The sequence below is a fragment of the Streptomyces sp. RB17 genome (assembly GCF_009604455.1).
Lineage (GTDB): Bacteria > Actinomycetota > Actinomycetes > Streptomycetales > Streptomycetaceae > Streptomyces.
Genome location: NZ_WEGL01000005.1, coordinates 242539 through 263459, shown reverse-complemented (window position 1 = coordinate 263459; position 20921 = coordinate 242539). Strand labels below are relative to the sequence as shown.

20 protein-coding genes are annotated in these 20921 nt (G+C 70.6%); 3 read left to right on the top strand and 17 right to left on the bottom strand.

Annotation, left to right across the window (positions count from 1 at the left end):
• Positions 1 to 2 precede the first annotated feature (2 nt).
• The 5 genes from SRB17_RS22915 to betA form a co-directional block, all read right to left on the bottom strand.
• The gene (locus tag SRB17_RS22915; RefSeq protein WP_153541725.1) at positions 3 to 1979 is read right to left on the bottom strand and encodes an ABC transporter permease; all 1977 of its coding nucleotides are present in this window, start codon (positions 1977 to 1979) and stop codon (positions 3 to 5) included.
• Positions 1979 to 3070, bottom strand: coding sequence for a quaternary amine ABC transporter ATP-binding protein (locus SRB17_RS22910; RefSeq protein ID WP_153541723.1), 1092 nt, complete (start codon positions 3068 to 3070; stop codon positions 1979 to 1981). Before SRB17_RS22910 ends, SRB17_RS22915 begins: the two co-directional genes overlap by 1 nt.
• 22 nt (positions 3071 to 3092) lie before the next feature.
• Positions 3093 to 4562, bottom strand: coding sequence for an aldehyde dehydrogenase family protein (locus SRB17_RS22905; RefSeq protein ID WP_323376117.1), 1470 nt, complete (start codon positions 4560 to 4562; stop codon positions 3093 to 3095).
• A gap of 140 nt (positions 4563 to 4702) precedes the next feature.
• The gene (locus SRB17_RS22900; protein ID WP_153541719.1) at positions 4703 to 5539 is read right to left on the bottom strand and encodes a 5,10-methylenetetrahydrofolate reductase; all 837 of its coding nucleotides are present in this window, start codon (positions 5537 to 5539) and stop codon (positions 4703 to 4705) included.
• A gap of 3 nt (positions 5540 to 5542) precedes the next feature.
• The gene (betA, locus tag SRB17_RS22895; protein ID WP_153541717.1) at positions 5543 to 7213 is read right to left on the bottom strand and encodes a choline dehydrogenase; all 1671 of its coding nucleotides are present in this window, start codon (positions 7211 to 7213) and stop codon (positions 5543 to 5545) included.
• 151 nt (positions 7214 to 7364) lie between these two features.
• Between betA and SRB17_RS22890 the strand changes: the two genes are divergently transcribed.
• Positions 7365 to 8162, top strand: a complete 798-nt coding sequence (locus tag SRB17_RS22890; RefSeq protein WP_153541715.1) for an IclR family transcriptional regulator — start codon at positions 7365 to 7367, stop codon at positions 8160 to 8162.
• An 88-nt stretch (positions 8163 to 8250) separates the two neighbouring features.
• Here the strand turns inward: SRB17_RS22890 and SRB17_RS22885 are convergent, their stop codons facing one another.
• From SRB17_RS22885 to SRB17_RS22850, 8 genes are all read right to left on the bottom strand, one after another.
• On the bottom strand, positions 8251 to 9384 hold the full coding sequence (locus SRB17_RS22885) for an aromatic ring-hydroxylating dioxygenase subunit alpha (RefSeq protein WP_323376116.1): 1134 nt from the start codon (positions 9382 to 9384) through the stop codon (positions 8251 to 8253).
• A 129-nt stretch (positions 9385 to 9513) separates the two neighbouring features.
• Positions 9514 to 10677: an NAD(P)/FAD-dependent oxidoreductase gene (locus SRB17_RS22880; protein ID WP_323376115.1), complete on the bottom strand. Its 1164-nt coding sequence runs from the start codon at positions 10675 to 10677 to the stop codon at positions 9514 to 9516.
• A complete protein-coding gene (locus tag SRB17_RS22875) occupies positions 10674 to 11036 on the bottom strand; it encodes a bifunctional 3-phenylpropionate/cinnamic acid dioxygenase ferredoxin subunit (RefSeq protein ID WP_153541713.1) in 363 nt (120 codons plus the stop codon). Before SRB17_RS22875 ends, SRB17_RS22880 begins: the two co-directional genes overlap by 4 nt.
• A gap of 256 nt (positions 11037 to 11292) precedes the next feature.
• Entirely contained in the window at positions 11293 to 11928 is a 636-nt protein-coding gene (locus SRB17_RS22870; protein ID WP_153541711.1) for an MBL fold metallo-hydrolase, read from the bottom strand.
• Positions 11928 to 13013 (bottom strand): S-(hydroxymethyl)mycothiol dehydrogenase, encoded by a 1086-nt coding sequence (locus tag SRB17_RS22865; protein WP_153541708.1) that lies wholly within the window; start codon positions 13011 to 13013, stop codon positions 11928 to 11930. The genes SRB17_RS22870 and SRB17_RS22865 overlap by 1 nt, the downstream gene beginning before the upstream one ends.
• A 240-nt stretch (positions 13014 to 13253) precedes the next feature.
• The gene (locus SRB17_RS22860) at positions 13254 to 13679 is read right to left on the bottom strand and encodes a CBS domain-containing protein (RefSeq protein WP_153541706.1); all 426 of its coding nucleotides are present in this window, start codon (positions 13677 to 13679) and stop codon (positions 13254 to 13256) included.
• 35 nt (positions 13680 to 13714) lie between these two features.
• The gene (locus SRB17_RS22855) at positions 13715 to 14017 is read right to left on the bottom strand and encodes a DUF5133 domain-containing protein (protein ID WP_153541704.1); all 303 of its coding nucleotides are present in this window, start codon (positions 14015 to 14017) and stop codon (positions 13715 to 13717) included.
• A gap of 243 nt (positions 14018 to 14260) precedes the next feature.
• Positions 14261 to 15385, bottom strand: coding sequence for a CapA family protein (locus SRB17_RS22850; protein ID WP_153541702.1), 1125 nt, complete (start codon positions 15383 to 15385; stop codon positions 14261 to 14263).
• 255 nt (positions 15386 to 15640) lie between these two features.
• On the opposite strand from SRB17_RS22850, the gene SRB17_RS22845 reads away from it, so the two are divergent.
• Positions 15641 to 16675, top strand: a complete 1035-nt coding sequence (locus SRB17_RS22845; protein ID WP_153541700.1) for a sphingomyelin phosphodiesterase — start codon at positions 15641 to 15643, stop codon at positions 16673 to 16675.
• Positions 16676 to 16904: 229 nt separating this feature from the next.
• Positions 16905 to 17720 (top strand): SAM-dependent methyltransferase, encoded by an 816-nt coding sequence (locus SRB17_RS22840; protein ID WP_153541698.1) that lies wholly within the window; start codon positions 16905 to 16907, stop codon positions 17718 to 17720.
• Positions 17721 to 17784: 64 nt separating this feature from the next.
• Here the strand turns inward: SRB17_RS22840 and SRB17_RS22835 are convergent, their stop codons facing one another.
• The 4 genes from SRB17_RS22835 to SRB17_RS22820 all read right to left on the bottom strand — a co-directional run bounded on the left by SRB17_RS22835 (position 17785) and on the right by SRB17_RS22820 (position 20763).
• On the bottom strand, positions 17785 to 18648 hold the full coding sequence (locus SRB17_RS22835) for an LLM class flavin-dependent oxidoreductase (RefSeq protein ID WP_153541696.1): 864 nt from the start codon (positions 18646 to 18648) through the stop codon (positions 17785 to 17787).
• Positions 18649 to 18764: 116 nt separating this feature from the next.
• Positions 18765 to 19040 (bottom strand): hypothetical protein, encoded by a 276-nt coding sequence (locus SRB17_RS22830; RefSeq protein ID WP_153541694.1) that lies wholly within the window; start codon positions 19038 to 19040, stop codon positions 18765 to 18767.
• A 47-nt stretch (positions 19041 to 19087) separates the two neighbouring features.
• The gene (locus tag SRB17_RS22825) at positions 19088 to 19582 is read right to left on the bottom strand and encodes an HPP family protein (protein WP_194294102.1); all 495 of its coding nucleotides are present in this window, start codon (positions 19580 to 19582) and stop codon (positions 19088 to 19090) included.
• A gap of 275 nt (positions 19583 to 19857) precedes the next feature.
• Positions 19858 to 20763: a universal stress protein gene (locus SRB17_RS22820; protein ID WP_153541689.1), complete on the bottom strand. Its 906-nt coding sequence runs from the start codon at positions 20761 to 20763 to the stop codon at positions 19858 to 19860.
• Between the last annotated feature and the right edge of the window lie 158 nt (positions 20764 to 20921).

Below are 20921 nucleotides of genomic sequence, written 5' to 3'. Positions count from 1 at the left end.
CCTTAAGCCCTGGTGCGTCGTGCCGCAGCCTGAGTGATCCGGTCGAACATGACTCCCAGCAGTACGATGGCGAGCCCCGCCGCCAGCCCCTTGCCGTACAGCTGTCCCTGCGAGAATCCGGCCACGACGTCGTAGCCGAGGGCGCCTGCCCCTACCAGGCCGCCCACCACAACCATCGACAGCACATAGATCAGGCCCTGGTTGGTCGCGAGAGTCAGGGCGCTGCGGGCCATCGGCAGTTGGACCTTGGTGATGATCTGCCAGGTGTTGCACCCGGCCGAGGTGGCCGCCTCCACCGTGGACTCGGACACGTTCCGCACACCGTCCGCGATGATCTTGATCGCGACGGGCGCCGCGTAGACGACGGCCGCGACGATCGCGGTGAACCGGGTGGCACCGAACAGCGCCAGGAACGGCACGAGATAGACGAACGGCGGCATGACCTGCGCGGCGTCCAGGGTGGGCCGCACGACCCGGTCCACCAGCGTGCTGCGTCCCATCCACACGCCGAACACGGCGCCGAACAGCATCACCAGCACGGTGGCCACGGCCGTCGAGGCGAGGGTCGTCATGCTGTCCGACCACAGACCCGTACCGACGAGCAGCCCGACACACACCGCGGCGGTGACCGCGGCACCCCGGCCGCCGAGCACCGCGCCGAGCGCGACCAGGGTGACGCCGACGAGCCACCACGGGGAGTCCGTGAGCAGCGTCTGGAACGGGTTCAGCAGGCCGTTGGTGATGACGTCCCGTACGCCGTTGGTCAGTCCCGAGAGGTGGTCCTGCAGCCAGGTGGTCGTCGTGTCGGCCGCGCTCGCGATGTGGCTGCCGGTGCTGCCGCTGCCGGGGAACTCGGCCGCCCAGACATAGGTGTGGGACAGATAGACCAGGACGGCGGCGCCGATCCCGCCCGCCGCCAGCAGCGGGCGGCGCCACGTCGCCAGACGGCCGGCGCCGCGCCGGGCCGCGTCGGCGCGGCCGGCCGCCGCCGTGGTCACCCGGTCGAGCACGATGGCCATGACGACGATGGCGAGGCCGGCGTTGAAGGCCGTACCGACGTCGAGCGACTGCAGGGCCTGTACGACGGTCTTGCCGAGGCCGGGCGCGTCGATCAGGGCGGCGATGGTCACCATGGCCAGGGCGGCCATGATGGTCTGGTTGACGCCCATGACCACGGTGCGCTTCGACATCGGCAGCAGCACCTTCAGCAGTTGCTGCGACCGTGTGGTGCCGAGGGAGTCGGCCGCCTCGACGGTGGTCTCGGGCACGGAGCGGATGGCGTGCGCGGTGATACGGATGGCGGGCGGTGCCGCGTAGATCACCGTGGTGATCACGGCGGAGGCCCCGCCGATGAGGAAGATCAGGGTCAGCGGGGCGAGGTAGACGAAGGTCGGCATCGTCTGCATGAAGTCCAGGAAGGGCGTCATGATCCGGTTGAACCGGTCGGAGAGACCGGCCCACACGCCCAGCGGGATGCCGATCAGCAGTGCCACCAGGACCGCCGACAGGGTCAGCGCCAGCGTGTCCATGCTCTCCTGCCACAGGCCCTGGAGCCCGAAGAAGGTGAAGCCCGCGACCGCCAGCAGCGCCACCCGCCAGTTGCCCACGGCCCAGGAGACATAGCCGGTGAGCCCGACGACGCCGAGCCAGCCGATCTGCGGGACCGGGCGGCTTCCGGTGGGCTGGGAGATCAGGGACTGGACGAAGGTCACCAGATTGTCGATGGCCAGCCGGATCTCGTTGAAGAAGTACAGGAAGAGCGGGTTGGAGTTGCGGTTGGCCCCGATGCTGTCGTTGAGGTCGTTCAGCCGGCGGTGCAGTCCGGTCAGGTCGGCCGCCGCGAGGGTCAGCGTCTGCCGGCCGCGCAGCACGGCGAAGAGCACCAGCCAGGCGAGCAGGATCGCCGCCACCACCATGGGGCGGCTGACCCTCTTGCGTGTCGTCGCGACCGGTGCGGTCGCGTCGGCGGCGACGGCCATCACGCACCGCCTTGCTGACCGGCGACGACGGAGAGGATCTCCTCGTCGCCGACGATGCCGAGCAGCTTGCCGTTCTCCACGACCTTGACCGGCTTGTGCGCCGCCAGCACGGTACGGGTGGCCTCGCGCACCACGACGTCCGGCCCCAACTCGGGCCCGTCCACGGCGTCGTCGGGTTCGGCGGGACGCATGATCCAGCGCAGGGTGAGGACGTCGCCGCGCGGCACGTCCTTCACGAAGTCCCGTACGTAGTCGTCGGCGGGGGCGCCGACCAGTTCGTCACCGGTGCCGCACTGGACCGTCTTGCCGTCGCGCATGATCAGGATGCGGTCGCCGAGCTTCAGGGCCTCGGACAGGTCGTGGGTGATGAACACCATGGTCTTGCCGACCTCGTGGTGCAGGCGGACGACCTCGCTCTGCATGTCGCGGCGGATCAGCGGGTCGAGCGCGGAGAACGGCTCGTCGAAGAAGAGGACGTCGGGGTCGCCGGCCAGGGCGCGGGCGAGGCCGACGCGCTGCTGCATTCCGCCGGAGAGCTGGTCGGGGTAGGAGTTCTCGTATCCGGCGAGGCCCACCAGTTCGACGACCTCCAGCGCCTTCCTGGTGCGCTCGGCCTTGCCCATGCCGCGTATCTCCAGGCCGAACGCCACGTTGTCGACGACCCTGCGGTGCGGCAGCAGGCCGAAGTGCTGGAAGACCATGGAGAACTTGCTGCGCCGCAGCTCGCGCAGCCGCCTCGGGTCGGCGCCCCGGATGTCCTCGCCCTCGAAGACGACTTCTCCGGAGGTGGGTTCGATCAGCCGGGTCAGACATCGCACCAGGGTGGACTTGCCGGAGCCGGACAGGCCCATGACGACGAATACCTCGCCGGGCGACACCTCGAAGTCGACGTCCCGTACGGCGGCGGTGCATCCGGTGCGGTCCATGAGCTCGCGGCGGGTGAGTCCGCACAACTCCTTCGAGCCCGGCACCTCGTCGGCCTTCGGCCCGAACACCTTCCACAGCCGGCGCACGGAGATGACCGGGGTGCGCGCCTGGGGATCCTGGGACGTGTCGCGCTGCCGCGACACCTCGGTCTGGGCTGGGGTCATGATCGGTGCCTCTCTTCGGCGGTCAGCCGCGGAACCAGTGCTGCGGCCGGGGTTGGATGTTCTGCCAGACATGCTTGGGCTCTCGGTATTCGTCGAGGCCGGAAGGTCCCAGCTCACGGCCCACGCCCGAGTGCCCGAAGCCACCCCATTCCGCCTGCGGCACATAGGGGTGGTAGTCGTTGATCCACACGGTGCCGTGGCGCAGCCTGCGGGCCACCCGCTGGGCCTTGCCCGCGTCCTGCGTCCAGACGGCTCCGGCGAGGCCGTACTCCGTGTCGTTGGCGATGCGGACGGCGTCGTCCTCGTCGTCGAAGCGCTCGACGGTGAGCACCGGCCCGAAGGACTCCTCGTGGACCACGCGCATGTCCTGCCGGCACTCGTCGAGGACGGTGGGCGGGTAGTAGAAGCCGTTCGCCAGCGCGGGATCGTCGGGGCGTGCGCCGCCGCAGCGCAGTACGGCGCCCTCGGCCAGTCCTGCGGCGACGTACGCCTCGACCTTCTCGCGGTGCTGTGCGGAGATCAGCGGTCCGGTCTCGGCGTCGGGGTCGAAGGGGCCGCCGAGCCGGATCCGGCGGGCGCGGCGTACGACCTCGTCGACGAAGGCGTCGTGGATCGAGTCCTCGACGATCAGGCGGGCGCCGGCCGAGCAGACCTGCCCGGAGTGCAGGAAGACGGCGGTGAGCGCGAAGTCGACGGCGGTGGCGAAGTCGGCGTCGGCGAAGACCACGTTCGGGTTCTTGCCACCGAGTTCCAGCGCGACCTTCTTCACCGTCGCCGCGGCGGTGGCCATGATGTGCCGACCGGTCTGCAGGCCCCCGGTGAACGACACCATGTCGACGGCCGGGTGCTCGGCCAGCGGCGCGCCCGCCTCGGCTCCGGCGCCCAGCACCAGATTGGCGGCGCCGGCCGGAAGTCCCGCCTCCGCCAGGGCCTTCATCAGCAGGATGGAGGTGGAGGGCGTGAGCTCGCTGGGCTTGAGGACGACCGTGTTGCCCGCGAGCAGGGCAGGGGCGATCTTCCAACTGGCCTGGAGCAGCGGGTAGTTCCAGGGGGTGATCAGTCCGCAGACGCCTACGGGCTCGTAGGTGACCCGGCTGAGGGCGTCGTCGCGTCCGGTGTCGACCACCCGTCCCGCGCTGGTGCCGGCGATGCCGCCGTAGTAGCGGAAGCAGGAGACGACGTCGGCGATGTCGTACTCGCTCTCGACCAGGCGCTTGCCGGTGTCGAGGGACTCGGCGCGGGCGAACTCCTTGGCGTCGCGCTCGATGATGTCGGCGGTGCGCAGCAGCAGCGCCCCGCGCTCACGCTCGGGGGTGCGGGGCCAGGGGCCCTGGTCGAAGGCGCGCCGGGCGGCGGTGATCGCCGCCTCGGTGTCGGGGCGGGTCGCCTCCGAGACCGTCGCGACCGGCGTGCCGTCCGCCGGACAGCGGATCTCCCGGTGGCCGCCGGCCACCGCAGCGCGCCATTCTCCGTCCACGTACAGATCTGCCACGGTCGCGCCCTTCGAAGGAATTCGTTGCGCATTGTGCATTGAATTGCTTGTGGTGGAACACCCTGGCCGAATCGGCCGAGACCCGTCAAGGGGTCGGTCTATCTCGATTCGGCCGCCTCCGCGTCGCTCTTCCGCGCGCGTCAGCCGCCCAGCCGGTCCAGTGCCGCACGGCGCCAGCGCTCCGCCTCGGCGATCTGGTTGAAGGTGAAGAGGTGAAGGCCGGCCACCGCGGCCGCGGGCCCGGTGAACGCCTCCGCGCCGCGGCTGAGCAGCCGCTCGGGGGCGTATCCGCCGGGTGCCGCGAACCGCAGGAACCAGGAGGGGTGCCGGGTGAGAAAGCGCGCCGACTCCCCCACCCCGATCTTCGTCGCCATGGCCAGCAGCTTCGCCCGCTGGACGGGCCCTGCGACGCCCACGTACACGGGCAGGGTGATGGCGCGGCGCCGGATCCTGGTGATCCAGTCACCCAGCACGCGCGCATCGAAGCACAGGTTGCTCACGATATACGTGGCGTGCGTCCGCTTGTCCCACATCGACTGGATGGTGATGTCGTCGTGGATGAGCGGATGGCTCTCCGGATAACCGGTGATGCCCAGGTCGGCGAAGGGACTGCCCAGGTCGCTCAGTCCGCGCAGCACCGGCAGCGCTCCGTCGTACGGCCCGGCCGGCGGGTCGGCGTCACCGGCCGGCACGAAGACGTCGTCGACGCCCGCCGCGCGCAGCCGCTCGGCCACGTCCTTCAGGTGGGTGTCGTCCCGCAGCAGCCGCGCCGGCACGTGCGGGACGACGCGGTAACCGTGTGCCGCGAGCCGCTCGGTGAGCCCGAGCGTCGGCTCCAGCCCCTTGACCGGCGACGCCGTGACCGTGACCACGACGTCGCGCGGCACATGGGCGAGGACCTTCTCCTCGGTCGCCTTCGCCGGCAGCACCTCGTAGCGGACCCGGGCGAGCAGCGCCCGCAGGGCGTCGGCACCCATGGCTCACCCGGCCTCCTTCCGGGCGTCGCCGTGCCGGTAGTAGGCGGCCTTCGACGGCTCCAGCGGCTCCTTGCCGAGGACGATGTCGGCCGCCTTCTCGGCGATCATCATCACCGGTGCGTAGATGTTGCCGTTGGTGACGTACGGCATCACGGAGGCGTCCACCACGCGCAGCCCGTCCAGTCCGTGCACCCGCAGGGTCAGCGGGTCGACGACGGCCATCTCGTCGGTGCCCATCTTGCAGGTGCACGAGGGGTGCAGGGCGGTCTCGCCCTCCTTGGCGACCCAGGCGAGGATCTCCTCGTCGGTCTCGACCGCGGGTCCGGGCGAGATCTCCCCACCGTTGTAGGGGGCGAGGGCGGGCTGGTTGAGGATCCGGCGGGCGACGCGGATCGCCTCGACCCACTCCCGGCGGTCCTGCTCGGTGGAGAGGTAGTTGAAGCGCAGCGCGGGCTTGACCCGCGGATCCGTGCTCTTGATCTTCACCGATCCGATCGCGTCCGAGTACATGGGCCCGACGTGCACCTGGTAGCCGTGCCCGCCGGAGGGAGAGGAGCCGTCGTAGCGGACGGCGACCGGCAGGAAGTGGAACATCAGGTTGGGGTAGTCCACGTCGTCGTTGCTACGCGCGAAGCCGCCCGCCTCGAAGTGGTTGGTGGCGGCGGGGCCCTTGCGGAACAGCCACTGCAGTCCGATGAAGGGGGCGCGCCACTTCGCCATGTACGGCTGCATGGAGACGGGCTCCTTGCAGGCGTACTGGACGTACACCTCCAGGTGGTCCTGCATGTTCTCGCCGACGCCCGGCAGGTCGTGGACGACGTCGATGCCGAGGGCGGACAGTTCGGCGGCGTTGCCGACGCCGGAGAGCTGCAGCAGCTGCGGGGAGTTGATCGCGCCGCCGCACAGGACGACCTCGCCGGCGCGGACCTGCTGGGGAGCGCCCTTGCCGCGCCGGTACTCGACGCCGACGGCCCGCTTGCCCTCGAAGAGCACCCGGGTGACCAGGGCACGCGTCTTCACCGTGAGGTTCGGCCGCTTCATCGCGGGCTTGAGGTACGCCTTCGAGGCCGACAGCCGGCGCCCGCGGTGGACGTTGCGGTCGAACTTGGCGAAGCCCTCCTGCCGGTAGCCGTTGACGTCGTCGGTGGGGTCGTAACCGGCCTCCTCGGTGGCCTGCTGGAAGGCGGTGAAGAGCGGGTTGGTCGCGGGGCCGCGTTCGAGGACGAGGGGTCCGTCATGGCCGCGGAACTCGTCGTCCGGGTCGGCCGCGAGGCAGTTCTCCATCCGGCGGAAGTACGGCAGGCAGTGGGCGTAGTCCCAGGTCTCCATGCCGGGGTCGGCCGCCCAGCGCTCGTAGTCCATGGGGTTGCCGCGCTGGAAGATCATGCCGTTGATGCTGCTGGAGCCGCCGAGCACCTTGCCGCGGGCGTGGTAGATGCGGCGGCCGCCCATGTGGGGCTCGGGCTCGGACTCGTACTTCCAGTCGTAGAAGCGGCTGCCGATGGGGTAGGTGAGCGCCGCGGGCATGTGGATGAAGACGTCCCAGGGGTAGTCGGAGCGGCCGGCCTCCAGGACGAGCACCCGGTTGCCGGGGTCGGCCGAGAGCCGGTTCGCCAGTGCGCTGCCGGCCGATCCACCGCCGACGATGACGAAGTCGTACTGGAGGGGAGCCATGGTGCCTCGTCTCGCTCGCGTCGTTGATGTGCCGGGCATGCTAGTACGGGTATCGCTATGCGCACCAGGTTGCGGACGGCGCAACTTGTAAGATCTTTGTTCACAGCGCGTTACTTGCCTGTGCGTTGTTTACTGCGCGTATAGTTCCGTCATGAGCAACTACAGTCCGGATACCGAAACGAACGGTTCACCCCCCGGCGGAGTGCAGTCCGTCGACCGCGCCATCAGCGTCCTGGAGATCCTGGCCCAGCGGGGCGAGGCGGGCGTGAGCGAGGTGGCCGCCGAGATCGATGTGCACAAGTCGACAGCGTTCCGGCTGCTCGGCGCCCTGGAGGCGCGCGGCCTCGTGGAACAGTCGGGCGAGCGCGGAAAGTACCGGCTGGGCTTCGGCATCGTACGCCTGGCCGGCGCCGTCACGGGACGCATCGACATCACCCAGCAGGGGCGTCCGGTGTGCGAGCGCCTGGCCGAGGAGATCGGCGAGACGGTCAACATCGCCGTGATGCAGGAGCAGTATGCGATCAACCTCTACCAGGTGCGCGGCACGGCCGCCGTCACCGCGCACAACTGGGTCGGCCAGCTGACCCCGCTGCACGCCACCTCCAGCGGCAAGATCCTGCTGGCCCACCTGCCCGCCAAGGAACGCGCGACACTGCTGACCGAGGCCGGCCTGAAGAAGCTGACCCCGCACACGATCTCCGCGAAGGCGAAGCTGGAGAAGAACCTCGCCGAGGCCCGGGAGCGTGGTTACGCCTGGACGCTGGAGGAGCTGGAGATCGGGCTGCACGCCATGGCCGCCCCGATCCGCGACCGGGAGGGCCAGGTCATCGCGTCGATCAGCGCCTCCGGACCCTCCTACCGGTTCACCGAGGAGCGCATGCACGAGCTCGCTCCGCTGCTGGTCAAGGGCGCGGACGAGATCAGCCACCGGATGGGATACCTCGGCTGAGCGCACGGAGCACGACCGCCGTACGGCCCGCGTACGCCCCCCGCGCGGGCCACGGGCGCTCCCTCCGCACCGCACATCGCCTCCCGCGTCACTCCGGCCGCAGCGTGCCGAGGCGTTCGTTCACCCAGTCGTGAAAGGCGCCGATGTGGTGCTCACTGGGCACGAGCACGCCGCCCTTGGCGTACAGCCGTGAGCTCATACCCGGCTGGGTGCGTTCGCAGGCGTCGAAGTCCTGGCGGTTGACCCGGTCGAAGAGCTCCACGGACCGGCTGACGTCCTTGCCGCTCTCCACGACGTGCGGGAGGTAGAGCCAGTCGCACTCGACGATCGTGCGGTCGACGGCGACCGGGTACATCCGGTGGAAGATCACGTGGTCGGGCACCAGGTTGATGAACACCTGCGGCTTGACGGTGATCGCGTAGTAGCGGCGGTCCTGCTCCTCGGAGACCCCCGGAATGCGGTCCAGCCCCTGGGAGCCGTCCACGGTGAAGCCCTGGACCTCCGCGCCGAACTCGGCGCCGTGCCCGACGTAGTACTGGGCGGCGTAGCCGTCGGCGAACTCCGGCAGCACCTCGGTGAGTTCGGGATGGATGGTGGCGCAGTGGTAGCACTCCATGAAGTTCTCGATGATGAGCTTCCAGTTCGCCTTGACGTCGTAGGCGATCCGCTTGCCCACCGACAGGCGGTCGATGTCGTAGCGCTCGATCGACTCCACGTCGCCGAGGCGTTCGACGACCGCCCCGATGACGTCCTCCTCGAAGGAGGGCGGGTTCTCCGCCAGGCACACCCAGACATAGCCGAGCCACTCGCGGACGGCCACGGTCACCAGGCCGTACTCGGTGCGGCCGACGTCGGGCATCTTGGTGAGGTTGGGCGCCGCGACGAGCTTGCCGTTCAGGTCGTAGGTCCAGGCGTGGTACGGGCACTGGAAGGCCCGCTTGACCTCGCCCGTCTCCTCGGTGCAGAGCTTGGCTCCGCGGTGCCGGCATACATTGAAGTAGGCACGTACGGCGTTGTCGCGCGCCCGGGTGACGAGGATGCTCTCTCGGCCCACGTCCACGGTGCGGAAGGCACCGGGCCCGGCCAGGTCGGACGAGCGCGCGACGCAGAACCACATCGCCTCGAAGATGTGCTCCTGTTCCTGGGCGAAGATGCCGGGATCCGTGTAGGCGGAGCCGGGGAGAGTGGCGATCAGGCTGTCCGGCAGGCTGGTCGAGGTCACGGTGCACTCCTCGGGAGACGTCGTGGATCGGTAGGTCACGCGCCGGGAAGAGCAACTTCGGGCGGCGTTGTGTATGAAGCAACACTGCGTTTCATGTGCAACGCAGAATGAGTTGCCGCAGGGGCGGTGTCAAGACGTGGCGGAGGTGAACTGCTTGCGCCGGCGGGTGAACAGCCGCGGCTGGTTCATGCCGAGCACGGCGACCGGCCGGCCCGCCCTGCGGTAGACCGCCAGAAAACTGCGGTCGTCGGTCGAGCCCTCCTCGACCGTCACACTGTCGGCCCCGGCCGCGTGGCCGACGAACTGGATCTTCACGCCGTACTGATCGGACCAGAAGTACGGCGGCCGGGGCGCACCCGGCTCGGTCGCACCGTGGGCGAGCAGCACGGCGACGGCGGCGTCCGGCCGTTCCAGCGCGCCGGTCCAGTGCTCGACCCTGCGGTGGGCCCCGGTGTGCGGGTCGTACCAGTTGGCGCAGTCGCCCACGGCGACGACCCCGGCGACACTCGTGCGGCCGTCAGCGCCGCACTTCACACCGTTGTCGAGTGCGACGCCCGAGCCCTCCAGCCACTCGACACAGGGCCGCGCCCCCACACCGACGACGACGGTGTCCGCGGGGATGCTGCGACCGTCCTCCAGCAGCACCGCGTCCACCCGGTGCTCCCCGCTCAGTCCCTTGACCCCGACTCCGCACAGCAGCCGTACCCCGTGATCCGCGTGGAGGGCGGAGACGACCCCGCCCATGGTCTCGCCGAGCGGTCCGGCCAGCGGCGTCGGCGCCGCCTCGATGACGGTCACGTCCAGGCCGAGGGCGTACGCGGTGGAGGCGACCTCGGCGCCGATGAACCCGCCGCCGATCACCACCAGGCGTCCGCCCCGGGCCAGGTCGTCCCTGAGGGCGCGGGCGTCGTCGAGCGTGCGCAGCACATGGACGCCGGCGAGACCCTCGGTGCCGGGCAGGGTGCGGGCGGCGGCGCCGGTCGCGATGACCACGCCGTCGGCGCGTATCTCCCGGCCGTCGGCGAGCCGGACGGCCCGCTCGGTGCGGTCGAGTCCGGTGGCGCGGGCGCCGAGCACCCACTCCGCCCGGAGCTCCTCGTCGTCCCTCTCCAGTGCCAGTTCCGCTTCGCCGACGGCACCGGCCAGGAACTCCTTGGACAACGGCGGCCTGTCGTACGGGCGGTGGAGCTCGTCACCGACGACGACCAGCCGGCCGTCGTACCCCCGCTTCCGCAGCGAGCGCGCGGCCGACAGTCCGGCCAGCGAGGCGCCCACCACGGCGACGGTCCTCACGCGGGGTCTCCGGCCAGGCGGGCGGCGACGCACGGCGGCAGGTTGGGCGCCTGAGTGGAGAGCCGCACGTAGACCATGCCGTCCTCGACGACGACCTCGTGGGTGCGGACCGGGAGCTTGGCCGGCGGGGCGTCCACGGCTCCGGTCCTCAGGTCGAACCTGGAGGCGTGCAGGGGGCATTCCACCTCGCAGCCCTCCAGCCAGCCGTCGGCGAGCGACGCGTCCTGGTGGGTGCAGGTGTCGTCGATGGCGAAGAGCTCGCCGTCGTCGGTGTGGAACACCGACACGGGCGGGTCGATGTCGAGCCGGTGGGCCTCGCCTCGCGGGAGATCCACGAGTCGGCACGCGGGAATCATCATGACACCTCGGTGCGTATAGCGAAACGGATTGCGATGAGCGCAACGTCAGTCTGCTGGCCGCTCTGAAGGGTTGTCAAGGCATCCAGAGGGCCCTTTGCGCGGTCCGCGGCGACCGGTTTCCGGGCATGCCGGAGCGGTCTCGAAAGCGCAGGTCAACAGGCAGATCAGGGTGGTGCCGGAGGTGCGGCGACGGCCCTGCCGCCGGTGCCGTCCGTGTCGGTCCGTCACCGGGGCAGGGCCGCTTCTCGCCGGGCGGTCAGAAGCCGCGCTCGATCCACTCCTGAAGATGCGGCGCCTCGGCGCCGACGGTGGTGGTGTCGCCGTGGCCGGTGTGCACGACGGTGTCGTCCGGCAGGGCGAGGAGCCGTTCCCCGATCGATCGGATGATGGTCGGGAAGTCGCTGTACGACCGTCCCGTGGCCCCCGGCCCGCCGGCGAACAGCGTGTCGCCGCTGAACAGCGCGGACAGCTGCGGGGCGTACAGACACACGGCCCCGGGGGCATGTCCCGGGGTGTGCAGTACGGCCAGCTCCACCCCGGCGACGGTGAGGCGCTGTCCGTCGGTCAGCTCGCCGTCGGGCGCCCGGTCGGGATGGGTCTGTTTCCACAGCGGCAGATCGTCGGCGTGCAGCAGGACCGGGGCGCCGGTACGGGCGGCGAGGTCGGGTGCGGCGTCGATGTGGTCGTTGTGCGCGTGGGTGCACACGATCGCCCGCAGGGTGCGACCGCCCAGGGCCCGGGCGATGGCCTCGGCGTCATGAGCGGCGTCGATCACCACCGCCTCGGTGTCGTCACCCACGATCCACACGTTGTTGTCCACGTCCCAGGTGCCGCCGTCGAGCGAGAACGTCCCGGACGTGACGAGACGTTCGATGCGGGCGCCGCCCGCCATCAGAGGAGCACCACCGAACGCAGCACGTCGCCGCCGTGCATCCGCTCGAAGGCCTTCTCGACCTCGTCCAGCGCGATGGTCTCGGTGACGAAGGCGTCCAGGTCGAGACGGCCCTGCAGATAGAGGTCGATGAGCATCGGGAAGTCACGGGAGGGCAGGCAGTCGCCGTACCAGGACGACTTCAGGGCGCCGCCGCGGCCGAAGACGTCCAGCAGGGGCAGTTCCAGCTTCATCTCGGGGGTGGGCACGCCGACGAGGACGACGGTGCCGGCGAGGTCGCGGGCGTAGAAGGCCTGCCGGTACGTCTCCGGGCGGCCGACGGCCTCGATGACCACGTCGGCGCCGAAGCCGCCGGTCAGCTCGCGGATCGTATCGACCGCGTCGCCTGCCTTGGAGTTGACCGTGTGGGTGGCGCCCAGCTTCCTGGCGGTGTCCAGCTTGCGGTCGTCGATGTCCACGGCGATGATCCTCGCCGCGCCCGCCAGCTTCGATCCGAGGACCGCCGCGGCGCCCACACCGCCACACCCGATCACGGCGACGGTGTCCCCACGGCCGACGTTCCCCGTGTTGATGGCCGCGCCGATGCCGGCCATCACACCGCAGCCGAGCAGCCCGGCGGCGGCGGGCGAGGCGGCCGGGTCGACCTTGGTGCACTGGCCGGCGGCGACGAGCGTCTTCTCGGCGAAGGCGCCGATGCCCAGCGCCGGCGACAGCTCCGTGCCGTCCGTCAGGGTCATCCTCTGCTTGGCGTTGTGCGTGTCGAAGCAGTACCAGGGCCGGCCGCGCAGACAGGCCCGGCACTGCCCGCACACGGCACGCCAGTTGAGGATCACGAAGTCACCGGGCGCCACATCGGTGACCCCTTCGCCGACCGCCTCGACGACACCCGCGGCCTCGTGCCCCAGCAGGAAGGGGAAGTCGTCGCTGATACCGCCCTCGCGGTAGTGCAGATCGGTGTGGCAGACCCCGCAGGCCTCGATCTTGACCAGCGCCTCGCCCGGGCCGGGGTCGGGCACGACGATCGTTTCCAGACTGACAGGGGCGCCCTTGCTCCGCGCGACGACCCCACGGACCTGCTGGGACATGGCCACTCCTCGGCTCACAGCGGATCGAAGATGTTGCCTATTACGGCACACCTCTCACGTTTCGCAACACAGCATCGCGGAGGCCGAAGCAGCGGTCAAGGATCCGTCGGCTGCCAAAAGGTTCGCCGGCGGCTCGTCCGTCAAAGGTTTCGCCGACGACCCGGCCGGCCGGCTCCGGGAAGGGGAGTCGGCGTGCGCGGCCGGGTCGTCGGCGACGGAGGTGTCGAGTCTCTTGGGCGATCAGGCGGGGGCGTACACCCGGTGGACGAACTCCGCGAGCTGGTTGTCGTTCAGGTGCCGGGCGATGTCGGTCTCGCTGATCATTCCGATCATGCGCTTGTTCTCGACGACCGGGAGGCGCTTGATCTGGTGACCCTCCATCTCCCGCAGGGCGTCCGAGATGTCGGCCGCGGCATCGATCCAGCGCGGTGTGCCCTCGCAGATGTCACCGCACGTCATCCGCGCGGGGTCGCGCCCCGCGGCGATGCACTTCACCACGATGTCGCGGTCGGTGATGATGCCGCACATACGGTCGGCGTTGTCCGGGTCGCTGACCGGAAGTGCGCCCAGCTTGTGGTCCCGCATCATCTGCGCGGCCCGGTCCAGCGTCTCGTGCCGGGGTATCCACTGGGCACCCGGGCTCATGATGTCCTTCGCAGTCGTCATCGCTCGTCCCTTCACGGCTGTGCCGGCGCGAGCAGTCAGCCCGCCCGGAAGTCCTGGGTCGTCGGAGCGGATCGGCGCGACCGCCGGGCGACGGCGGCCGCCCGTGTCCGCCCGTTCCGCTCCCTCAGGTAAGTGACCAGGTCGGTGCACAGGTAGCGCCGGGCGGCGGCGGCCGCCTCCCGGGGGTTGCGCTCGCCCATCAGCACGCACAGCGTGTAGCCCGAGTCCTCGAAGGCGGCACGCGAGGCGAGATCGGCGGGTGCCGCGACCGTGGCGCGCTCGCACACCCGGTAGCGTCGCAGCAGACGGCGTACTTCGGATTTCGCCGGTAGCAGCATGGTGAGTTCACCACCCCAGGGAACTCGGCGGACTTCCGGTGGTGGCGCCGATACCGCAGCGCACGAACACGTCCATCGCCCGAACAAGGCCTTCAGCCATGGTGCACGAGGCACGGGGCGCTGTCTTGTTGGCCTTTCAATCGCCGCGCCCCCGGGGAACGCGGGGGGCGTCTGCCAGGCTCGGGTGTCCGCAACTCTCCGGCTTGTTCTCGCTGCACCCGGTGACGTCCGGCGCCCTGCACATCACGAGCCCGAGCCCGCAAACCCCGCCACGACGCCGAGCGTTCCGTCGGGCTCCGTGCCGATGTGCACGCCGTGGCAGATCCGGTCGAGGGTCGAGCGCAGCCATGCCCGGTCCCGGTCCCCCGCGGGTTCCAGCCGCATCCGGCGGGCCTGCCAGGGGACCATCCGCATGCCGGTGGGGCGCCCCGTGTCCGCGTCCAGCGTGACGAGGTAGCCCAGCCGGAGGTCGTCGCGGTACTCCTCGTAGCCCGTGATGCCCTCGTAGTCGTCGATGAAGTCGCCGCAGCCGTAGAGGATCAACCGGCCTCGGTACACCTCGACGGGCCGGGGGTGGTGCGAGGAGTGCCCGTGGACGACGTCGGCGCCGCCGTCGACCAGGGCGTGCGCGAAGCGCTTCTGCTCGCGGGGGACCAGATAGCCCCAGTTGGAGCCCCAGTGCACCGACACGACCACGATGTCTCCGGGCCGCTTGTCCCGCCGTACCCGCTGGGCGGCCTCCTCGGCTGCCGCCGCCGACAGCTCTTGGACGTAGGCGACACCGGGGTCGTCGGTGGTCGCGGCCCAGTCGGGCGGGATGCCGCTGGACAGTGCGCCGAGGGCGAAGACCAGGATGCGGCGGCCGGGACCGGCAGGGACCGCCGCGGGCGCGTGCGCCTCGTCGGCGTCGCGCCCCGCCCCCACGGTCCGCAGGCCCGCACCGGCGAGTGAGTCCAGGGTTTCCTCCAGGCCCGGCCGCCCGAAGTCCAGCACATGGTTGTTGGACAGGACGCACACATCGGGCCGGGCCACCGTCAGGGCGGGCAGGTTGGCCGGATGCATCCGGTAGTGCACCGCCTTGCCCGGCTCGAACGCGTCGCTGCGCGTGACGGCCGTCTCCAGATTCATGATCCGGGCGTCCGGTGCGGTCTCCTCCAGCAGCCGCAGCGCCTCGCCCCACGGCCAGGCGGGGTGGACCGGCGCGGGGATCGGACCGCTGGCCCGCTCGGCCAGTTCCACGTACGACCGGGCATCCGTGACGTACCCCTCGCGCAGCTCCGGGTTTCCGGGGTGCGGAAGGATCTGGTCGACGCCGCGCCCGAGCATCACGTCACCGCACAGAAACAGCGTCACCGTGCCGCCGCCCATACCCCCACCCTAGGCGGCGTCTCCCCGGCACGGTCCAGCCCAGGTCCCTTGTCGACTGGCTCAACGGCAACAGAAAGCGCTGACCGGTGGGATTCACTCGCCACAGGGTGAACTTGTCCAGACACCTTTTCTCCATGAGGCGATCGGACGAAGTTCCCCCAGGGGTACCGGCAGGCAATCTAGAGTCACCAATGTCATGTACGCGACCGAACAATCGGTCGCCGCCCGGACCCACCCATGTCAACAGGAGAGCGCATGGTCTCGCGTCGTACAGCTACCGCCCTCACCTCCGCGGCGGCAGCTCTGCTGCTCGGCTTCAGCGGCTACGCGGCCCCCACCGCGAGCGCGGGCACCGGCACCGGCCTCTCGGTGTTCGCGTGGAACGTCGATCTCGGCACCGCGATCGTCGACAGCACCCAGAACGAGAAGGCGGCGCAACGCACCCCGACCATCGAGTCGATCATCCGCAGGCACGGCGCGGACGTGGTGGTGCTGGACGAGGACTTCAACAACAGCTCGACCGCCGACATCACCAGCAAGCTCGCCGACCTCTACCCCTACCACACCCCGGTCGTCGGCCAGACCTGTTCCGGTGGTGGCTGGACGGGCATCAGCGGTGACTGTTCCAACTCGTGGTTCGTCATCAACGGCGGCACCATGATCCTGTCCAAGTATCCGATCACCGCCCAGTACGCCCACGTCTTCAGCAACTCCACCTACGGCACCTGGGACTACCACGCCAACAAGGGCGCGGCGCTGGTGCAGATCCAGAAGGACGGTGTGAAGAGCTGGGTGGTCGGCACCCACCTGCAGGCCGACGAGTCCGACACCTCCACGGACACCACGCAGTCCACCCGGCTCGCCCAGCTCGGCGAGATCCGCACCTGGGTGGACGGCATCGCCGGCTCGACCGCGCCGGTGCTGATCGGCGGAGACCTGAACGTGGAGTACTACGGCGGCCGTTCGCGCGGTGACTACGCAGGCGCCCAGACCGCGGTGAACGGTGTGCTCGGCACCCCGGCCACCGACGCCGGTCAGACCCTGAGGACCATGGACTGCCCGGTCTCCGCCTGGTGCCAGTACATGTCCGGCATCGAGTCCTTCCCGAAGGACTACCGGGACGACCTCGACTACATCGGCTATCTCAACGCCCCCGGCCGCCCGACGCCGGCCGCGATGTCCACCGTCACCGTGGACTTCGACCCCCAGTCCGGCTGGACCACGGGCCAGGCCGACACCAACGCTCCCAGCGACCACTACCCGGTCGAGGCGACGTTCCAGCTCGCCTGACACCGCGCCGGTCCGACCGGCCTGCCGGCACAGAGCCCCTGGGACACCGTGTCCCGGGGGTTGTCCGCAGAAGGCCGGACCAGAGAGCCCGCGTCACTTCCGGCGGCGGGTAACCCGAACCCACGCGCGGAAGGCGGGCGTTCGGACGTAGGTTGTGCGGTGAGTGATCCACGCCTGGACACGCCTCGACTCGCCTTGGCACGCCTTCACCGAGAGACGGACACGACTCATGACCGACCCCGCGACGACGCCCGAGACGGCGATGGGCCAGAAGATCGACACATCGGTACCGCACTCCGCCCGTATCTGGAACTACTGGCTCGGCGGCAAGGACAACTACCCCGTCGACGAGGAGGCCGGCGACGCGTACACCGCGGTCTTCCCCGGCATCGTCACCATCGCCCGCAGCAGCCGCGCCTTCCTGCGCCGCAACATCACCTACCTGGTCCGTGAGGCGGGCATACGGCAGTTCCTGGACGTCGGCACCGGCCTGCCGACCGCCGAGAACACCCATGAGGTCGCGCAACGGCTCGCCCCCGAGGCGCGGATCGTCTACGTCGACAACGATCCGATGGTCCTGGCCCACGCCCGCGCCCTGCTCTACTCCTCCGCCGAGGGCGCGACCGCCTACATCGACTCGGACGTGACCGCCCCCGACCGGATCCTGGAGGCCGCCGCCGAGACACTGGACCTCGGCCGCCCCGTCGGGCTGATCCTCAGCAACATCCTGGGACATGTCGCCGACCACGACCAGGCCCGCTCCATCGCCAACCGCCTGATGGACGCCCTGCCGTCGGGCAGTTACCTCTCCGTCAACGACGGCTCGCGCGGCGTCGACCCCGTATTCGAGCAGGCCCAGGACGCCTACAACAGCAGTGGCGCCGTCCCGTACAACCTGCGTACGGTCGACGAGATCACCGCGTTCTTCGACGGCCTGGAACTCGTCGACCCCGGCGTCGTCTCGGTCACGCAGTGGCGTCCGGACCCCGGTTCGCCCGCCCCGGAGGTCATCGCCGAGCACGGCGGGCTCGCCCGGAAGCCGTAGCCGACGACGGACCGATGCCAGAGCCTTCTTGGACAGCCTCGTGACGTGAGGCAGCCGTAGCTGTTCAGAACAGTGGCGGGCCCGCCTCGATGCGGCGCAGCACCGGTGTCAGGCGGTCCAGGTCGGGGCCGGTCTGCACCTGCCGCTCGTCCCACCAGGTGGCGCCTGCGTCGTACAGCGGACCGATCACGTCCCTGGCCTTGGCCGGGGCCGGGGGCGTGGCACCGCCGAGCACGAACTCGAAGGGGTGCCCGGTTCCGGCCGTGCGCTGCCCGCGCACATAGCCGACCAGTTCCCGTACCTCCGCCACGTCCGGCACATGACCGTGCCGGGCCGTCTCGAAGAGCGGCACCGCGCCGTCCCATCGCGCCGCCCGGCGCATGGGCGGGCGGCGCGGCCAGAATCCGCCGATCCACACCGGCGGCCCGGGCCGCTGCACGGTGGCGGGCAGCAGCGACACGTCCCGCACCTCGTAGTGCCGGCCGTGGTGGTTCACCGGCTCGCCGGACCAGAACCGCCGCAACAGCCCCAGCCCCTCGTCGAGCCGCTCGGCGAGGAGGCGCGGATCAGTGGTGTCGCCGAAGCTGCGGTATTCGTCCTCGATCGGACCTCCCAGGCCCGCGGCGAAGATCACCCGGCCCCCGCTGAGGTGGTCCAAGGTGGCCACCTGACGGGCGAGTTGCTGCGGACGGTACCGCGGGACCGGCGTCAGCAGGGTGCCCAGCCGGATCCGGGAGGTCGCGAGCGCGGCGGCGGTCAGCAGCATCCAGGGGTCCCCGAAGGGACGGCCCTGGTGATGTCGGTGCAGCACGTGGTCCCAGACGAACAGGCCGTCCCAGCCCGCCTCTTCGGCGGCGGCCGCGACGGTGGCGACGTTGCGGGGATCGGCGAAGTCGCCGAAGTTGGGGATGTTGACGGAGAACCGCATTCCAGCAGGATGCGCACCCCACGACGATGGGGCAACCGGTTTTGCGGCCAGGCGACTTGGGGACCGGCCTGCCCGGCGTACGGCATCGGCACCCGCCGCACATCACCCATGAACCCTCAGAGTTGGGGGACGGTGGAGCCGCCGCCTGCCTTGACCGCTTCCACGGCAGCTTGATGCAGTTGCCGGCTGTGCACCTCGGAACGGCAGGGCACGGGGCTTCCGCTGAGGGTGAACCAATCGGAGGTGCCCGTGTACTGGACCGCCACGTCGGCCTCGTTGCCGTCCCAGGTGGTGTGGACGGTCAGGTCGCCGACGACGATCCCCGCCTCGTCGGTTCGTGCGCCGCCCCGGCCGGTGAAGACCCCGGGGGTGGTCCATGATGCCCAGACCATGACGTCAGCCTTCCCTTCTGAGTGTGCGGGCCCCATGAGCGGAACCTCTACGGAATGGGGATTCCTCGTTCCCGCGCTGCGCGGCGAGGCGGCAGCCCGTCCGGGGCGGCCCGTCCGGGGCTCCGGCCGACGGCTTCGGCGGGGGTGTGCAGGCCCGCGGCGGCAGCCACGAAGTCCCGGGACGTGAGCAGGCCGACCAGCCGTCCGCGCGCATCCGTGACCGGCAGGGCGTCGAGGTGTTCCTCGGTCATCACCGCGGCCGCGCGCAACGTCGACTCCTCGGGGTGGACGGTGGCGGTCCGGCGGGCGTGCACCAGCTCGCGCACCGTGCGGCGGGACAGCGTCACGGCCGCGGCGGCGCAGGCGACGGCGAGTTCGGCACGGTCCAGGACCCCGGCGCAGCAGCCGTCCCCACGGACGACCGGCAGCTGACGCTGCTCGGACCTCTCCATGACCTCCCAGGCCAGCAGCAGGCTCTCGTCCTCGCCGATCGAGTACGGGGCGGCATCCATCAGGCTCCGCACCGCGAGTCGCTCGTTCACGGCTGCCTCCTCGCGCCGGGCGTCCGGCCCCGGTCCTCTCCGGGCGCCGGTGTCGCCCCATGCTCTTCCACGCTCGTCGGACGGGCGGCCCCTGTCATGGGGCCGTACGGCCTCTCCGCGGGCCATTGGCCCCACGGCCGGCCCCGGCTCCGGGCCGGGGCGCCGCACTCCGCGGTCGGCCTCTGCCACCAGTTTCCTCCGCCGTGCCCGCCGACCACGATTCGAGCCACGGTGAAGTCCGGGAAGTCGCCTCCGGGCCTCCTCGCAGTGACGGGTCAGCTGTGTGCGACGACCGCGACGGGGACGGTGATGTGGTGGATGGCCGCGTGCACGACATGCCCGATGTGGCCGCCGAACACGCCGGTGCGGATCCGCCGGCCGACGACGGCCAGCGAGGCGTCGCGGGCGTCCTCGACGAGGTTCTGTGCGGCGCTGCCGGACCGGCTCGACTCGATCACCTCGACGTCGGGGAACTTCTGCCGCCACGGTCGCAGCACCTTGCCCAGCAGTTCGGCCTGCCCGTGCGCGAGCGACTCGTGGAGCTCGACGTCGCCGGTGAAGCGGTAGAAGGAGGTCGGCGGCTCGGGCCAGCTGTGCACGGCCCGCAGGGGGGCCTTCCGGCGCGCGGCGGCGTCGAAGGCGAACCGCAGCACGGTGTCGTCCGGATCATCGATGTCGAGACCGAGCACGACGGGCCGGAAGGGCGCCGCGGCGGACGGCACGCCCGCGCGATCCGTCCGGTGCTCGTCCGCTGCCCGCTCCCCGGCCCGCACCAGCACCACCGGACGCTCGACGCGGGCCACGACGGAAAGACTCACCGAGCCGGCCAGGAACCCGCCGATCCCGCCGAGGCCCCGCGAGCCCAGCACCAGCAGTTCGGCGGAAGCCGACGCCTCGCAGAGGATGTCGGCCACGCTTCCGGTGAGCTGCTCGGTGACCACCGCGATGCCCGGGTGACGCAGCCGGATGCCTTCCGCGGACTCCCGCACCATCTGCTCGGCCCAGTGCTGGTAGGTCTCGGCGGCCAGCAGCGGATTCTGCGCCAGGCGCCTCGGCACCGGCTCACTGACGTACACGATCTTCAGCGGCAGCCCGCGCAGCAGCGCCTCACGCGCCGCCCATTCGGCCGCGGCCCGGCTCTCGGGCGAGCCGTCGATGCCTGCCGTGACGGTTCCGGACATGGTCTCCGCCTCTCCTGACCGACCTCCTGCAGCACCGCGTTCAGCGCCGCGGACGGCGGGGAAGGCCTTGTCGTGCTGTCAGCCCACTAATGCAGCATGTCGGGTGTGATCGCCCGTCGACAGAGCCATGCGGCCGGGCGGGCTGGGCCGGTCGGTCC

Coding starts and splice junctions, on each gene's coding strand:
- SRB17_RS22915 (WP_153541725.1), bottom strand. CDS start 1,979: ATGGCCGTCGCCGCCGACGCGACCGCACCGGTCGCGACGACACGCAAG.
- SRB17_RS22910 (WP_153541723.1), bottom strand. CDS start 3,070: ATGACCCCAGCCCAGACCGAGGTGTCGCGGCAGCGCGACACGTCCCAG.
- SRB17_RS22900 (WP_153541719.1), bottom strand. CDS start 5,539: ATGGGTGCCGACGCCCTGCGGGCGCTGCTCGCCCGGGTCCGCTACGAG.
- betA (WP_153541717.1), bottom strand. CDS start 7,213: ATGGCTCCCCTCCAGTACGACTTCGTCATCGTCGGCGGTGGATCGGCC.
- SRB17_RS22890 (WP_153541715.1), top strand. CDS start 7,365: ATGAGCAACTACAGTCCGGATACCGAAACGAACGGTTCACCCCCCGGC.
- SRB17_RS22875 (WP_153541713.1), bottom strand. CDS start 11,036: ATGATGATTCCCGCGTGCCGACTCGTGGATCTCCCGCGAGGCGAGGCC.
- SRB17_RS22870 (WP_153541711.1), bottom strand. CDS start 11,928: ATGGCGGGCGGCGCCCGCATCGAACGTCTCGTCACGTCCGGGACGTTC.
- SRB17_RS22865 (WP_153541708.1), bottom strand. CDS start 13,013: ATGTCCCAGCAGGTCCGTGGGGTCGTCGCGCGGAGCAAGGGCGCCCCT.
- SRB17_RS22860 (WP_153541706.1), bottom strand. CDS start 13,679: ATGACGACTGCGAAGGACATCATGAGCCCGGGTGCCCAGTGGATACCC.
- SRB17_RS22855 (WP_153541704.1), bottom strand. CDS start 14,017: ATGCTGCTACCGGCGAAATCCGAAGTACGCCGTCTGCTGCGACGCTAC.
- SRB17_RS22850 (WP_153541702.1), bottom strand. CDS start 15,385: ATGGGCGGCGGCACGGTGACGCTGTTTCTGTGCGGTGACGTGATGCTC.
- SRB17_RS22845 (WP_153541700.1), top strand. CDS start 15,641: ATGGTCTCGCGTCGTACAGCTACCGCCCTCACCTCCGCGGCGGCAGCT.
- SRB17_RS22840 (WP_153541698.1), top strand. CDS start 16,905: ATGACCGACCCCGCGACGACGCCCGAGACGGCGATGGGCCAGAAGATC.
- SRB17_RS22835 (WP_153541696.1), bottom strand. CDS start 18,648: ATGCGGTTCTCCGTCAACATCCCCAACTTCGGCGACTTCGCCGATCCC.
- SRB17_RS22830 (WP_153541694.1), bottom strand. CDS start 19,040: ATGGTCTGGGCATCATGGACCACCCCCGGGGTCTTCACCGGCCGGGGC.
- SRB17_RS22820 (WP_153541689.1), bottom strand. CDS start 20,763: ATGTCCGGAACCGTCACGGCAGGCATCGACGGCTCGCCCGAGAGCCGG.